Origin of the sequence: Chryseobacterium koreense CCUG 49689, assembly GCF_001045435.1 — a bacterium.
GTDB classification, from domain to species: Bacteria; Bacteroidota; Bacteroidia; order Flavobacteriales; family Weeksellaceae; genus Kaistella; species Kaistella koreensis.
Genome location: NZ_LFNG01000006.1, coordinates 276,517 through 290,235 on the forward strand (window position 1 = coordinate 276,517; position 13,719 = coordinate 290,235).

Consider the following 13,719-nt stretch of genomic DNA (forward strand, 5'->3'; position numbering starts at 1 on the left):
TGTTAATAAAAAACTTATGCTCAAATTTAGCAATAATTTATGTGCCAATTTGGTAAAAAAATATAAATTTTTCTTAAAGTATCTGAAAAATTCCAACTAATTTGGGGATTTCGAAATGGTTTTCTTTTAAAGATCAATCGAAAAAAACCGCGCTGAAATTACTCGTCCGACCAGATTTTGCGAGGTAATTATTTTTCCGTAATCGTGCGGAAAGTGAGGTTGATTCTGGGCGAAAATATTTTTTTGGTCGGTGGCAGCCGGTGAAGCCAAAAGGTTTGAGTTTCGTCTTTCATCACCAAAAGACTGCCGTGTTCCAAAACCAGTTCCACTTTCTCTTTGGTTTCTTTGTGTTTAAAGGAAAACTTTCTTTCCGCACCGAAACTCAGTGAAGCGATGGCGCCATTTTTCTTCAGGTCTTTTTCGCCATCGCTGTGATAGGCCATTCCTTCGGTTCCGTCGTGGTACAGGTTTAAAAGACAGGAATTGTAGGTTTCACCGGAGATTTCCTCGACCCGTTTTTTCAGCTCCAACAATTCAGGAATCCATGGCAAAGCTTTTTTGGTGGATTTCGAATAGGTGTATTCAAAATCTTCATTTCCATACCACGCCACTTTTCTCTTGGTTAAAATCTTTTTCCCAAAAATTATGGCTTCGTCGTTTTTCCAGTTGATCTTTTTCAGCAGTTGCTCGAAAAAATAATCTGCTTTTTCAGGATCTAATATTTTGCCATAATAGTTCACCGTTCCATCTCTTGGAAGGAGGTTTGTTTCCGGGTCGGATTCTTGGTCGAAAAGGTGATGCATACTCATAAAATACGGAGAATTAAATTCACCATAGAAAGTCAAATCCTGGCTATGCCGGAAATCGGGATAAAATCCGCCCCTACTGAACTGTTCATGAATCTCCTCTAAGAAATCTCATTGAATAAACGCTTTTAATTTCTGCAAAATTAAAAGCGTTCAGTTTAGGACCATGTCTTTAGACGTAATGAATTGCGTTTTTACGATTTACTGATGTGGTAATACGCCAACATTTTGTAGTACAGTTTCGCGGCCAAAAACGCAGTCGGTTTCGGCATCGGCGAATCCATCAGTTCCACAATGTCAAAAGCCACCACATTGCATTTCTCAAAAACCTTTCTCAATAATTCCAAAGTGGGATACCACTGCAATCCGCCCGGTTCCGGAGTTCCTGTGGATGGCGCGATGGATGGATCGAAAGCATCCAAATCGATGGTGATATAAACATTGCCGGAAACTTTTTCCAGAACGTCATTCACCCAGTTTTCATTGACGGCGATCTGGTGCGCCCAAAAACATTGCTCTTCCTTCACGTGCTCCATTTCTTCAATGTCGCATGATCGAATTCCCACCTGTACCAAATTATGCTTTTTGCTGGCTTCGTAAACCGCACAAGCGTGATTGCAAGTGGAACCGTGGAAATCCGGTCTCAAATCGGTGTGCGCATCCAGTTGCAAAACCGTCAGGTTTTCATATTTTTCGCCAACTGCACGAATTGAGCCGATGGAAACGGAATGTTCGCCTCCGAAAAGCGTGAACAATTTTCCCTCGTGATTCAGCAATTCTTTGGTTTTCTGATAAACCGCTTCCGTCATTGCTTCCGGAGAAGATTTTTCAGAAACTTCACCCGCGAGGTAAACTCCTTCCAGATAAGGTTCGGTTCTGGTTTCAATATCGAAAAGCTCCATGTTTTCTGAGGCATCCAGGAAGAGTTCCGGGCCTTTGTCGGCACCTTTTCCCCAGGTTGAAGTTCCATCATAAGGAACGGTGACAAGCATTACTTTTGCGTTTTCAAGGGTCGCGTTTTCTTCTGGAATTCCGGCGTAAGTATTCATATTTTGATTGGTTTTTTCTGAGTGACAAAGATATGAAAATGTTCGGCTTGATTTGGTTTGAATGAGTTTCAATTGGCTTGAATATCATTAGAAAATTTAAGATTAAATTCAAAAAAACTTTTATTCCTAAGGAAACTTCCAATTTCATATATTTGAAAAAATAAACGAATGAAACGGGATCTCTACATTGATTTTGCAAAAGGAATGGCGACCATTGCCATTATTTTCATCCACACCGTTTTCTGGTCCGGTCAGTTTTATGTCCCTACAGAATTGCGGGTTTTGTCTTTGCTGGTGGATGTTCCGCTGTTTTATGCGCTGAGCGGGCTGACTTCCGGTGGCAATGTGGAAAAAACGATGTACCGCTTGCTGAAGCTGCAGATCACCTATATGATTTTCGTGACGTTTTTGTTTTTCCTTGATTATTTCTTTAAAGTTTTCGGGCTGAATTTCTTTGGTTTGGATTGGATGAAAGATTTCTATTCCACATTTGGTGCAAAATATACCCCAAAAAATATTTCCACCGAACCGCAATGGCAAAATCTCGGGAACTGGTATCTGCATCAATATACAATGGCGGACACTTTTCCTGTGGTGATGGGAAGTTTCTGGTATTTGAAGGTGTATTTCATTTTAACGGTTTTCGGTGTTTTGATTTTAAGGTTTTTTCCAAAACACGTCAAATGGTTTATCGCGCTTTGTTTCGGTTTGACCTTACTTTTCAATATTTTGCCATGGTATTATCCTAATGGACAAGTCGGCTATGTGGCGTTTTATCTCGGATTGTTTTTAGTAGCCCATCAGCTGAAAGGAAAACAAATTCCGAAAAAGTGGATTCCTGCGCTGTATGGAGTTTTAATTGCAATTTTGGTCATCCTGTTCTGGAATTTCGGCAAAGATTTTTTCATGAAGATGAACAAAGCCAAATTCCCGCCGAAACTGCTCTACATTTTCTGGTCCTCTTTCTCTTTGTTGACGCTTTTTGTTTTGTACAACCGCTTGAAAATCGAGAAGGACAACTTCGTCACCTATATCGGGAAAAATGCGATTTTCTATTATTTCGCACAGGGAATGAGTTCGTCTTTGGTCTATTTCATCGCGGTTCCTTTAAAAGAATATATGGCGTGGTGGATTTTGATGATTCTGATATTTTGCATCAATCTCCTTTTAGCCGTCATCATTGCCGAAGGCGCCAAAAAACTGGATGATTTCGGCTGGAAAGTTTTGGAATTTCTGCGAAAAAAAACCGCTTCAGCAATAAACTGAAACGGCAATGGATTGACCATAGCGGCAAATTATTCTTTCTTTCCGCCGCCTCTCACAATTACTGCGATCAAAATGATGAAAAGCAGCGCTCCAATCACCCAGTAAACCGGATTGGTAAACCATTCCTCGGTGGTGGTGGTTTTGGTGGAAGTGGTGGTTACATCTACTTTAGGCGTTTCTTCTTGTGCCAAAGCAAGGATGCTGAAGAAAAAAGTAAGTAAGAAAATCCCCAGATTTTCAATTTTTTTGGAAATAACATGCGTGTTCATAATTTAATATTTTAATGTTGTTTATTCTACTTTCAAGTTTTATGCCAATATTTTAGACCTTTATTTATCAATTATTCAAATCAGAATCCCAATATCCGTATTTTTGACAATCCTGACGCGAGGAAAAGAGCACAGGTGACCTCAAATAGAATCACTATTTTTACCGAAAAGTTTTCCACATGTTTAAACTGAAATTATTGACCGATCCGCGATGGGCAAATATCGCCGAAGGAAATCTCTCAGAAATCCTCACCGACCACGCATGGTGCGAACAAAAAGCTACCACCAACGCCATCACATTGATCACGATGCTTCCCGAATATCCTGAAATCGTGAGCGAACTTTTAGCGATTGCACAGGAAGAGCTGGAACATTTTCAAATGGTTCACGAGATCATTAAAAAACGGGGTTACGAATTCGGCAGGGAAAGAAAAGACGATTATGTAGGCGAACTCATGAAATTCGTCCGACAAGGCGGTACCCGAGACGAAAGGATTATCGACCGCATGCTCTTCGCCGCGATGATTGAAGCCCGAAGCTGCGAACGCTTCAAGGTTTTGACTGAAAACATCAAAGACGAAGAACTGAAAGTTTTCTATAAGGAACTCATGATTTCCGAGGCCAATCACTACACCACCTTCATCGGTTTTGCCAGAAAATTGGGCGATCCCGAAAAAGTCAACCAGCGCTGGGAAGAATGGCTGGAGTATGAATCCAAAGTCATTCAGTCTTACGGTAAAAAAGAAACCATCCACGGATAGTATTTTTTAGCCCAGGTTTTCGGATTTTTAGTATTTTTACCATCATTAACAATAAGTCTGAAAACGTCAATGGACCGTACCCGATTCGAACAACTTCTCAACACTCTGGCAAAATCATTTTTTCAGGGATTGCTCATTATCGGGCCGTTTGCGCTCACCGTGTGGATCATCTGGTACATTGTTTCGACTATCGATAACATCATCCCCGCCCTTTCGGAGAAACTGTATCCCGGAATCACCTTTCTGATTGTGATTCTGGGGACCACACTCATCGGATATTTAGGCAATAAATTCATTATCGGGCGTGTGGTGGTCGACAGTTTCGATTATCTCCTGGAGCACACCCCGGGAATCAAATTCATCTACACCTCGCTGAAAGATGTGATGACCTCATTCGTGGGCGACAAAAAGAAATTCAACCAACCCGTACTCATCAAGACCGGTGAAAATCCGGAGATTTGGCGCGTGGGATTTTTAACCCAAAATGATTTGAGCTCAGTGGGTTATCCGGATTACGTTTCGGTTTATCTGCCGCATTCTTATGCGGTTTCCGGTTGGGTGGTTTTTGTTTTGGCCACCAATATCGTGCATCTCGAAAATGTTTCCGCAGCGCAAGCGATGAAGTTTGCCGTGAGCGGCGGCGTTGCAGGTTTCCATTCTGATGACAATGTTTTCAAGGCACCGGAATGAAATAATGAACAATTAATAATGAACAAAGAAACGGCAGTAGCCCCAATTTTTGTTTAAAACTCTCAATTTCCAATCATTATTTATTAATTATTCATTATTTATGAAACTCCCATACGCTGAACCTTTCAGAATAAAAATGGTGGAAGAAATCCAACAATCCACCCGCGAACAAAGAGAACAATGGCTGAAAGAAGCCAATTACAATTTATTCAACCTGAAATCATCGCAGGTATTTATCGATCTGTTAACCGATTCCGGAACCGGCGCCATGAGCGACCAACAATGGGGCGCCCTGATGACGGGCGACGAAAGCTACGCCGGCTCCAGAAGCTTCCAGCAGCTGCATGAAACCGTGCAAAAAATTTCCGGCTACCAATACCTGCTCCCCACGCACCAAGGAAGAGCCGCCGAAAACGTGCTGTTTTCAGTTTTGGTGAAAGAGGGCGACGTGGTTCCCGGAAACTCGCATTTTGACACTACAAAGGGACACATTGAATTCAGAAAAGCACATGCCATCGACTGCACGGTGGACGAAGCTTTCGATATTGAAAACCTATATCCATTCAAGGGAAATATAGACCTGGCAAAATTGGAGCACGTTTACCAAATCTATCCGAAAGAAAAAATTCCGTTCTGTTTAATTACCATTACCTGCAATTCTTCCGGCGGACAACCGGTTTCCCTGGAAAACATGAGGGCCGTGAAAGAACTTTCAGACCGTTACGGAATCCCGATTTATTTCGATTCCGCGCGTTTTGCAGAGAACGCCTATTTCATCAGACAAAGAGAAAAAGGCCAGGAAAACCGTTCGATAAAGGAAACCGCGCGAGAGGTATTTTCTTATGGAGTGGGAATGACGATGAGTTCCAAAAAAGACGGCTTGGTCAATATCGGCGGATTTATCGCCCTAAACGATGAAAAAATCTACCGCGCCGCATCCAATTTCACCATCATCTATGAAGGGTTCATCACCTATGGCGGCATGGCGGGAAGAGACATGGCCGCATTGGCGGTTGGCTTGAATGAAGCCACGGAATTCCCCTATCTGGAAAGCCGCATATCGCAGGTGGAATATCTCGGAAACAAGATGATTGAATACGGAATCCCAATCCAGAAGCCGATTGGCGGACATGCCGTTTTCATCGATGCCTTAAAGTTTTTGCCCAACGTAAAAAGAGCGGAATACCCCGCACAAACCCTGGCCAACGAAATCTACAAGGAAGCGGGAATCCGCACGGTGGAAATCGGGACCATTTTGGCAGACCGCGATCCGGACACCAGAGAAAACCGCTACCCAAAACTGGAACTGGTTCGCCTCGCCATCCCGCGCAGAACCTACACGAACAACCACATGGATTATATCGCGGCAGCGGTGAAAAACGTTTTCGACCGACGAGACGAGATTCTGAAAGGGTATCACATCACGTGGGAATCTGAAATCCTGAGACACTTCACCGTGAAACTGGAGGAAGCTTAAAATTTAGAGAAAATCATGAGGAGCATTGCTGATGTTTTGAGCTTCAGCAATGTTTTTTTTTGCGTAATTTTGAATAAATAATATACCGACATGACAACCATTACGATCAACAACCCAAATAATTTCAGTCTGGCAACCTTAAAAAAGCTGCTGCAATCATTGGATATTGAAGTGGTTAAGATAGAAAGTGAAGAGGAAGAAATTCCGGCGGAACATTTGCCAAGCATACAGAAAGGACTGGAAGAGCTGAAACAGGGATTGGGAAAAGACAGTACCGAAATCCGCAATAAGGCAAGAGAAATATGTTCAAGATAAGGTGGATGCCCGAAGCGGAACAGGAGTATTATTCGACCCTGGAATATTGGATTGAGCACAACAAATCCACCGAATATTCGCTGAAAATAATGCAGGAAGTAGAAAGATTTGAGGAAATTCTGATCTCTAATCCTCATCTGGGCAAAACGACCAATACCGAACTTTCTGTTTTAAAAATCACGATGCTCAATCAATTTTACATTTATTATAAAGTAACGCAGCGCACGATAAATATCATTGCTTTCAAGAGCACCCACGAAGATCATCACAAACATGGTTTAGGCATTTGATCCGTTCGGCATTGCTGAGCGGATTTTTTAATTCGCTATGTTGTAGGTAATTATTGTTTGGTGGATTGAGTTTTTAGTTGGATATTTGAGAGTTGCTGCTAATTTACACCCTTATCAATGATAAGATTTTTCATCACCTTTTCACTTATTTTATTTTTTGGCTGTAATAATTCTGAAACACAACAAAACGAAGAATTAAACAGAATAGTTCAAAGCATCTGTATTTACCATTCGCTAACGAATAAAATTAATCCAGAAATACTCCCGCTCACAGTATATTCATCGAATGAGCGTGATAATATAATCTATCAATATCCTTCTGTTGATATAGAAGAGATTTTAAACGCTTACCCAAATTACACTAAAACTGATTCTTTAAAAATTCTTAATAATACCTATGAGCTGAATAGAATAAATATTATAAAAGATATTAATCCTAAATTGAAATATAACACTGCAAAAAGTAATAAAAACACCTTTCAGGTTTCAAGTCCAATTTTCCTCAGCAATGATCAGATGGCTTTTATTGTAGTTACAAAGTGGGATAAACTTGGTTATTTTCAGGAAAATATTTACATCCTTAAAAGAGATCTAGAAAAGTGGAATGTTGTTAATTCAAGAATTGGACAAAAACAATAAAGTAGTAAAAACCACAAAATCCGTTTGGCATTGCTGAACGGATCTTTTTTTGCATTTACAAAGCTTCAATTACCAAAGCCTCCCCACTTTGCGCCCGCTACTTAGCCAGTTTACTTTCCAACACCAAATGATACGTCCACATACCCATCCTTGACGTCCACAACCCCAAATTCCCGGTCCCAAACCACAAATTCCCGGTCTATAACCCCAAATTCCCGGTTCCAAACCACGATGTCCCGGTCCCGAACCACGAATTCCCGGTCTGCAACCGCGTTGTGTTGCCTCGGAACCACGATTGCATAAAAAATCCCCGCACGAGGCAGGGATATGGTAGTGAAATGTTGGCCAGTTATTCGCCACTCGGCTGTTCACCAGGGGGTTTTCTGTTGCCTCTCGACAAAAAGAACTGCTTCAGCTCGTTCATCTTCGTTTCGTAACCCGCCACCTGGGAGCCGGCCCTGTAAACGGTGTAGGCGTAATCTTCCAGCGCGCTTTGGTAATTGTCGTGATCGTGCAAGATTTTGGTGTTTTTGATTTTTTCCTGCAAGGCACCCAAACGGTTCTCCAGATTTTCCATTACCAAGCGGCTTTTGTAATCGTTTTCAAACTCCGTCCAATCCAGATCCGGCACCGAAAGGTTGGGCATATTCTGGCGGTAATCCCACACCTTGTTGACCAGGAGTTTGTTTTGCTCGTTGATGCTTCCGTAGATCATGCGCTCATGGGGAGTCAGGGTCACCGTCAGCATTGCGAGGGTAGTTTCCAATTGGGTGAGGGCGTCTTCTGCGGCAGCGATCTCAGCCGGGGTGAGATGTGCATTGTTGAGATTTGTTAAAGGCATAACTATAAGTTTTAATGGTTAGCATTAAGAAAATACTATAACCCAGTCAACTAAACACCCGTGAAAACACCCTATTTGATGTTCTACCTGTGATGCCTTTTGAAAAACGCCACCATTTCGGGGAGGGATTCTTTGGGAAATTCGTGTCCGGCATTGCGTTCTTCCACGACAAGTTCCGTATCATTGATTCCCTTATAAAAAGTTTGGTCCCCTTTTACCACGGCGGTTTTAGCGTCCGTTTTCAAATTGGACGCCACGATATCGATGGACTGTTTCTGCATGCGGTACGGAACCAGCGGATCATTTTTGCCCATGCTCATCCAGATCGAAACAGGCTTTGCATTCTTCACCATCAAACCTCCCTGTGCGGCCACGGAGCAGATGGCCGCGATCTTGTCGCCTCTTTCTTTCCACAAAACATTCACGAAACGCGCACCGTTGGAATGGCCCGCCAAGTAAATCCTATCGGAATCCAAGTGGAATTTGTTCTGCAATTGCTTTAAAACCTCGTCGAAAAAAAGCACATCCCGGTTTCCATTTTCGTTCGGGAACATTTGCCAACCGTTCAGCAGTCCCTTTTTATCGATCACATAGCCCGAAGTCCCGGGGATGCCCTGCATGAAGACCACCAAAGCTTCCGGAAAATATTTTTGGAAAGGCATGGTTCCCGATGCGTGCTTTGCGTTGCCGCCATGTCCGTGAAAGACAAAGACCACGGGAATTTTTTCGCCGGTTTTGTCTGGTTCATAAATCAGCGCTTTTCGCTCGGCACCATTGATATTGAAAGTGAATTCCTTTTGTGCAAAACAGCATGGAGACAGCGCTGCCAGCAGAAAAATCAAAATGTTTTTCATATAACTTTTTGAGGTAAACGAAAAAATTGCCGGTTTTCTTATTTCAATAAAAGCGAAGTTATGCGTGATTTGCCCATTTCAAAAAACCAGCTACCGATTCTGCAGCTCCATCATGCCTTCCGGGGAGACAAAATCATAGTTCCAGGCGGGTTCGAAGGTGAGTTCTATTTCCACTTCTATTTCCGGAAATTCTTTTTCCAGGGCGTTGGTCACCCCCATTTTGATGGCGTCACCCATCGGACAAAATGGCGAGGTCAAAGTCATCAACACGTGCACTTTATCTTCAGCCGGGAAATCAATGTCATACACCAATCCCAAATCGATGATATTGACCATTAATTCAGGATCCATCACTTCATAGAGCACCATTTCTGCGCGTCTTTGGAAGTCGTAATTTTTATCGTTTTCGTCGAAAGTCATGCTAATTTTTTTGTTTTGTGTAAGAGTAATTTAAAGACATTCACATTATAAATCACCGCCAAAACCACCCACAGGAAAAGGCCGATTCTGATGACGACTAAATGCTGCAAAATCAGTCCTAAAGCGAAAGTGAGCATCGCCGCGATAAAAATCCGGAACTGCCAAATGGTGAGTCGCTCGCTATACAAATGCTTCGGGAGCGGCACTTTCACCTTCCCCGAAAGGTGTTTGTAATGGCCATTCCAAATGATGAAAGGCAAGGTCTTGAAGGTTTTTCCTAAAATAATATTGGTGATCCAACCCAGGAAAATCAGCGTCCCATAAACCATCACCCATCGGTAACCTTCGGAATAATAAACCACGGGAATGATAAGCACCGCTATTATTAAACTTAAAAAGGAAAGAAAGGCATGCTTCATCAGGAGTTCGACCCTTTTTCGCAAACGGTTTTTGTAGGCATCATAAAGATACGTCAGCCAAAAGACGATTCCGAGAAAAACGAGACCTGCTTCAATGAAAATCCGCCAGGTGATCTGGAAGAAAAAGCCGTCTATCAAAAATAAAATTAACCCGAGGTTTTGAAAAAAGAATGCCCTTTTCAGCAAATATTCTTTGGTAGATTTCCCCAACAAAAACATGGGAACCAGTTTGGTGGAAACGCCCGCAATGAGCTGCAGAAACCATCCCGCAATTCCCATGTGCGCATGAAGTTTCAGCACCTCCAAATGGCTGATCGGAAAAATGGACGACCTCATCTTCAGGTTGATTGCCAACAAAAGCCCCACAGAAACCGTGAAAAGCAACCAAATTGCCGAACCGGTAATGAACATTTTCTGGGCGGAATATCTGGCGCAAATCCTGGCGGTTTTCAGCACATTCACCACAAAAAGCACCACCGAAAAAACGATGAGCGAACCACCCGAAATCATCACCCAACCCACATCGAGGTTCCAAAATTTCCAGGTGAGCAAAATAATACCCAAAGTGAGGGTGTACCAACTTAAGGAAGCCATTTTTTCGCTGTAGAGATCCTGCTCGCAAATCACGGGCAGCAACTGATGAACCGCCCCAAAAATAATCATCGTTCCCCATCCCAAAGCGGCGAGGTGCACAATGGTCAATAAATGCGGGGTGAAATAATGCCGGGTAAAGGATTCCGGCGTCAAAAACATCACCACGCAAAGAACCAGAAAAACCACTGCTCCTGTTGCATAAAACGGAAGAATTGCGCTGTTTCCCGGTGCTTTACCGATGTTGATTTCTGCCACTTTTTGAATTCGGTTTAGAAATTATTTTTTGTAAAAAATGAGCATCCTCACATTTCCCTCTTCGATATTGTGAATGTGGACCTCAAAATCTTTTTCTGCCAACTCTTCCAAAAGGTACACAGGAATCCTTTTGTGGTCTATGTACAGCGCGTTTCCGGCAGGAAGCGTTTCCAGTTCGCCGAGAATCGCCTGCATGGGACCGGGCATTTCCAGTTCGCGCACATCAATCTTGGTGAGTTGGCCTTCTTCAAATCTGGAAAGAACCTCGTCGAAATGTGCCGCATCGTGCATTATCACTTTGCTGTCTGCGGTTTCGGAAGCCGGTTCCTCCTCTTTCTTTTTCTTCAGGAAATAGGTGTGGAATTCTTTGTCGGAAATGTTTTCCACAAAGGAATCTTCGGCTTTCTGCTGCTTCAAAAGATGGATCAAAGGAGTAGGAACGAAATTATTGACCACACAAAGAATCTTCCCGTTTGGAACTTCCTTGAAGCGGTGCAGAATTTCCTTCAGCGGATCGGCTCCGTCATCAATAATCGGACGAACATCATAAAAATCGATATCTTCTTTCGGGGCGTTTTGTAGCCAGCCCGGTCTCGGCTCGTGCGAAGTTTCCTCTTTTGGCGATTCCATTCCCTCGAAAACAAATCCGAGCGGAGCAAGCACCCTTTTGAAGTCTTCCACTTTCGCGCCGCCCATTTTCGCAGCTTCCGCAATGGTTACCCGGGAAGCCATGATTTTTCTTAAAATCGGATTCTTCAGTTTTTCCAGTGGTTTTGCAATGGAGGCGATGGCTTCCACAGATTGCGAATTCTCTTTAATCAACTCGGATATTTTTGTTTTTGCCGTAATTATTTTCATCTTCAATTTTCGATTTTATGGTCCGTTTTCGCGCTATTATTTTTGAATCTGTTCTTTCGCCCAAAATTCATCGTCATAGTCTTCCAAAGCGTTGTGTTCCTCACCGTGAAGGATTTCCCCGATTTTTTGGAGTTCCTCTACTGAAAGTTTATTTTCCAGATATGGGAAAAGCTGCCGCTCCTCGAATCTGGTGTGGTCATCTATCAAATCTGCGAGTTCCAGATAAAGCGGATAACTTTTTTCCTCGGTTCTCACATTGATTTCGTTGATTTTAGCAATAATCAGTCTGTGTTCATTCAATCCACGGTTCACCATTTCATCTTCCACATCAAGGAAAAGCAACTGTTCTTCAGACTGGAAATGGTGCTCCAGATGATGTTTCCAAAACCAGTTGATGTACCTGTTCATTCGCTCGGGTTGCACTTCGGCTTTCACGCCTTTTCTGAGTTTCCAGCAAAATAGCAGTGTAGCGTGATGTTCACGGGAAATCGGGACGATGTTTTCGTTTCGTTTGATGGGTTTTTTTTCCATATCATTTTTTTTGCCTTAATATTTGCCTTTAAATACCACAATTTGAATCATCTATTGATAAATCCATTGTGGTTTTTTAAGCTTTAAACTCCCCTTTTCCGCAATTATAAGGCGTAGTGAAGAATCATTGGTAAAGAAAGTCCACATCCAATTGATGAAGATGATGAGTTTATTCCGAACGCTCAGAATCAGCATTAAATGCAGGAACATCCAGAAAACCCATGCGAAAAATCCCTTAAAACTGAACAGGGGCAAATCCACCGCGGCTTTGTATTTGCCAACGGTCGCCATGCTTCCCTGATCTTTGTACAGGAAAGGTTTTATCGTTTTCCCTTTAATGATTTTATTAAAATTCAAGGCCAGATTCTTCGCCTGATTGATGGCAACATTTGCCACTTGCGGGTGACCTTTTGGATATTTTTCGGAAATCTGCATCGCAATGTCTCCCACCGCAAAAATATTTTCGAATCCTTCTATTTTGTTGAAATCATCGACCAAATATCTATTTCCCTGAATGATTTCCTTTGAAAAACCCTCGATGATATTTCCGGTAACTCCTGCCGCCCAAATTACATTTTCGGATTTGATGGCATAGCCGTCTTTCAAGATCAGATTTCCATGTTCATACCGGTCCACAAAACGGTTGAGCAAGACCTCCACTCCTAGTTTTTTCAAATATTCCAAAGAGGCCGTTTGAGCCAGTTCGCTCATATTTCCAAGCGTTTTTCCACTTCCTTCGACCAGGATAATCCTGATTTTCGAAGTGTCGATTTCCGGATAATCTTTTGGAAGGATATTCTTTTTCATTTCTGCAAAAGCACCGGCCAATTCCACACCGGTCGGTCCGGCTCCCACGATCACGATATTGTTTAGACCGCTGTTGTAATCTTGGGTGGAATTGATGCGCTCGAAATTCCTTAAGACCCTGTTTCTGATCTGGATTGCCTCAAAAGTGCTTTTCAGTGGCAATGCGGATTTTTCCAGTTCCGAGTTGTTGAAATAATTGGTTTTGCAGCCGGTTGCAATGACCAAATAATCATATCCAAATGCTCCGGCATCGGTTGAAATTGTTTGTTGATCAGGATTTACCGAATTTACTTCTGCCATCTGAATACGGACTCCTTCCCTTTTCTGAAAAATTTTCCGGAAAGGAAACGAGATGCTCGAAGGTTCCAGCTGCGCAGCCGCGACCTGATAAAACAACGGCTGAAACTGGTGGTGATTGGACTTATCCAGCAAAAGCACATCGTAATGCTTGTTATCAATGTGTTTCACGAACTGAAGTCCCGCAAATCCACCGCCGATGACGGCTATTTTCTTTTTCACAATAATTGATTTTGCTGTTGGTAGAGCGTTGTTAGCGCTTCAAGCGCTAACAACGCTTT

At 42.6% G+C, this 13,719-nt stretch carries 18 protein-coding genes; 7 read left to right on the forward strand and 11 right to left on the reverse strand.

What is annotated here, in order from left to right; translation table 11 throughout:
• Positions 1-188: 188 nt before the first annotated feature.
• On the reverse strand, positions 189-803 hold the full coding sequence (locus ACM44_RS06095; protein ID WP_048499192.1) for an alpha-ketoglutarate-dependent dioxygenase AlkB family protein: 615 nt from the start codon (positions 801-803) through the stop codon (positions 189-191).
• A 197-nt stretch (positions 804-1,000) separates the two neighbouring features.
• Complete coding sequence (speB, locus tag ACM44_RS06100; RefSeq protein WP_048499125.1) at positions 1,001-1,855, reverse strand: agmatinase; 855 nt, start codon at positions 1,853-1,855, stop codon at positions 1,001-1,003.
• 168 nt (positions 1,856-2,023) lie between these two features.
• Here speB and ACM44_RS06105 point away from each other — a divergent pair, with 168 nt between their 5' ends.
• A complete protein-coding gene (locus ACM44_RS06105; RefSeq protein WP_048499126.1) occupies positions 2,024-3,121 on the forward strand; it encodes an acyltransferase family protein in 1,098 nt (365 codons plus the stop codon).
• A 29-nt stretch (positions 3,122-3,150) separates the two neighbouring features.
• Here the strand turns inward: ACM44_RS06105 and ACM44_RS06110 are convergent, their stop codons facing one another.
• On the reverse strand, positions 3,151-3,390 hold the full coding sequence (locus ACM44_RS06110) for a hypothetical protein (protein ID WP_048499127.1): 240 nt from the start codon (positions 3,388-3,390) through the stop codon (positions 3,151-3,153).
• 179 nt (positions 3,391-3,569) lie between these two features.
• On the opposite strand from ACM44_RS06110, the gene miaE reads away from it, so the two are divergent.
• From miaE to ACM44_RS06140, 6 genes are all read left to right on the forward strand, one after another.
• On the forward strand, positions 3,570-4,151 hold the full coding sequence (gene miaE / locus ACM44_RS06115; protein WP_048499128.1) for a tRNA-(ms[2]io[6]A)-hydroxylase: 582 nt from the start codon (positions 3,570-3,572) through the stop codon (positions 4,149-4,151).
• Between the two features lie 69 nt (positions 4,152-4,220).
• Positions 4,221-4,841, forward strand: a complete 621-nt coding sequence (locus ACM44_RS06120; RefSeq protein ID WP_048499129.1) for a DUF502 domain-containing protein — start codon at positions 4,221-4,223, stop codon at positions 4,839-4,841.
• Positions 4,842-4,941: 100 nt separating this feature from the next.
• Positions 4,942-6,318 (forward strand): tryptophanase, encoded by a 1,377-nt coding sequence (locus tag ACM44_RS06125; RefSeq protein WP_048499130.1) that lies wholly within the window; start codon positions 4,942-4,944, stop codon positions 6,316-6,318.
• Positions 6,319-6,408: 90 nt separating this feature from the next.
• On the forward strand, positions 6,409-6,633 hold the full coding sequence (locus tag ACM44_RS06130) for a hypothetical protein (RefSeq protein WP_048499131.1): 225 nt from the start codon (positions 6,409-6,411) through the stop codon (positions 6,631-6,633).
• Positions 6,621-6,923 carry a type II toxin-antitoxin system RelE/ParE family toxin gene (locus ACM44_RS06135; RefSeq protein ID WP_152669308.1) on the forward strand — a complete coding sequence of 101 codons (303 nt, stop codon included), beginning with the start codon at positions 6,621-6,623 and terminating at the stop codon, positions 6,921-6,923. Before ACM44_RS06130 ends, ACM44_RS06135 begins: the two co-directional genes overlap by 13 nt.
• Before the next feature lie 117 nt (positions 6,924-7,040).
• Positions 7,041-7,562: a hypothetical protein gene (locus ACM44_RS06140; protein ID WP_048499133.1), complete on the forward strand. Its 522-nt coding sequence runs from the start codon at positions 7,041-7,043 to the stop codon at positions 7,560-7,562.
• A 110-nt stretch (positions 7,563-7,672) separates the two neighbouring features.
• Here ACM44_RS06140 and ACM44_RS06145 read toward each other — a convergent pair whose 3' ends face one another.
• The 8 genes from ACM44_RS06145 to ACM44_RS06180 all read right to left on the reverse strand — a co-directional run bounded on the left by ACM44_RS06145 (position 7,673) and on the right by ACM44_RS06180 (position 13,666).
• On the reverse strand, positions 7,673-7,855 hold the full coding sequence (locus ACM44_RS06145) for a hypothetical protein (protein ID WP_048499134.1): 183 nt from the start codon (positions 7,853-7,855) through the stop codon (positions 7,673-7,675).
• Positions 7,856-7,911: 56 nt separating this feature from the next.
• Positions 7,912-8,403 (reverse strand): hypothetical protein, encoded by a 492-nt coding sequence (locus tag ACM44_RS06150; RefSeq protein WP_048499135.1) that lies wholly within the window; start codon positions 8,401-8,403, stop codon positions 7,912-7,914.
• An 83-nt stretch (positions 8,404-8,486) separates the two neighbouring features.
• Positions 8,487-9,257 carry an alpha/beta hydrolase family esterase gene (locus ACM44_RS06155; RefSeq protein WP_048499136.1) on the reverse strand — a complete coding sequence of 257 codons (771 nt, stop codon included), beginning with the start codon at positions 9,255-9,257 and terminating at the stop codon, positions 8,487-8,489.
• A 90-nt stretch (positions 9,258-9,347) separates the two neighbouring features.
• Positions 9,348-9,677: a metal-sulfur cluster assembly factor gene (locus tag ACM44_RS06160; protein ID WP_048499137.1), complete on the reverse strand. Its 330-nt coding sequence runs from the start codon at positions 9,675-9,677 to the stop codon at positions 9,348-9,350.
• Positions 9,674-10,945 (reverse strand): hypothetical protein, encoded by a 1,272-nt coding sequence (locus tag ACM44_RS06165; protein ID WP_048499138.1) that lies wholly within the window; start codon positions 10,943-10,945, stop codon positions 9,674-9,676. Before ACM44_RS06165 ends, ACM44_RS06160 begins: the two co-directional genes overlap by 4 nt.
• Before the next feature lie 21 nt (positions 10,946-10,966).
• On the reverse strand, positions 10,967-11,803 hold the full coding sequence (locus ACM44_RS06170) for a DUF2249 domain-containing protein (RefSeq protein ID WP_048499139.1): 837 nt from the start codon (positions 11,801-11,803) through the stop codon (positions 10,967-10,969).
• Positions 11,804-11,839: 36 nt separating this feature from the next.
• Positions 11,840-12,334 carry a hemerythrin domain-containing protein gene (locus ACM44_RS06175; protein WP_048499140.1) on the reverse strand — a complete coding sequence of 165 codons (495 nt, stop codon included), beginning with the start codon at positions 12,332-12,334 and terminating at the stop codon, positions 11,840-11,842.
• Positions 12,335-12,385: 51 nt separating this feature from the next.
• Positions 12,386-13,666: an NAD(P)/FAD-dependent oxidoreductase gene (locus ACM44_RS06180; RefSeq protein ID WP_083993655.1), complete on the reverse strand. Its 1,281-nt coding sequence runs from the start codon at positions 13,664-13,666 to the stop codon at positions 12,386-12,388.
• Between the last annotated feature and the right edge of the window lie 53 nt (positions 13,667-13,719).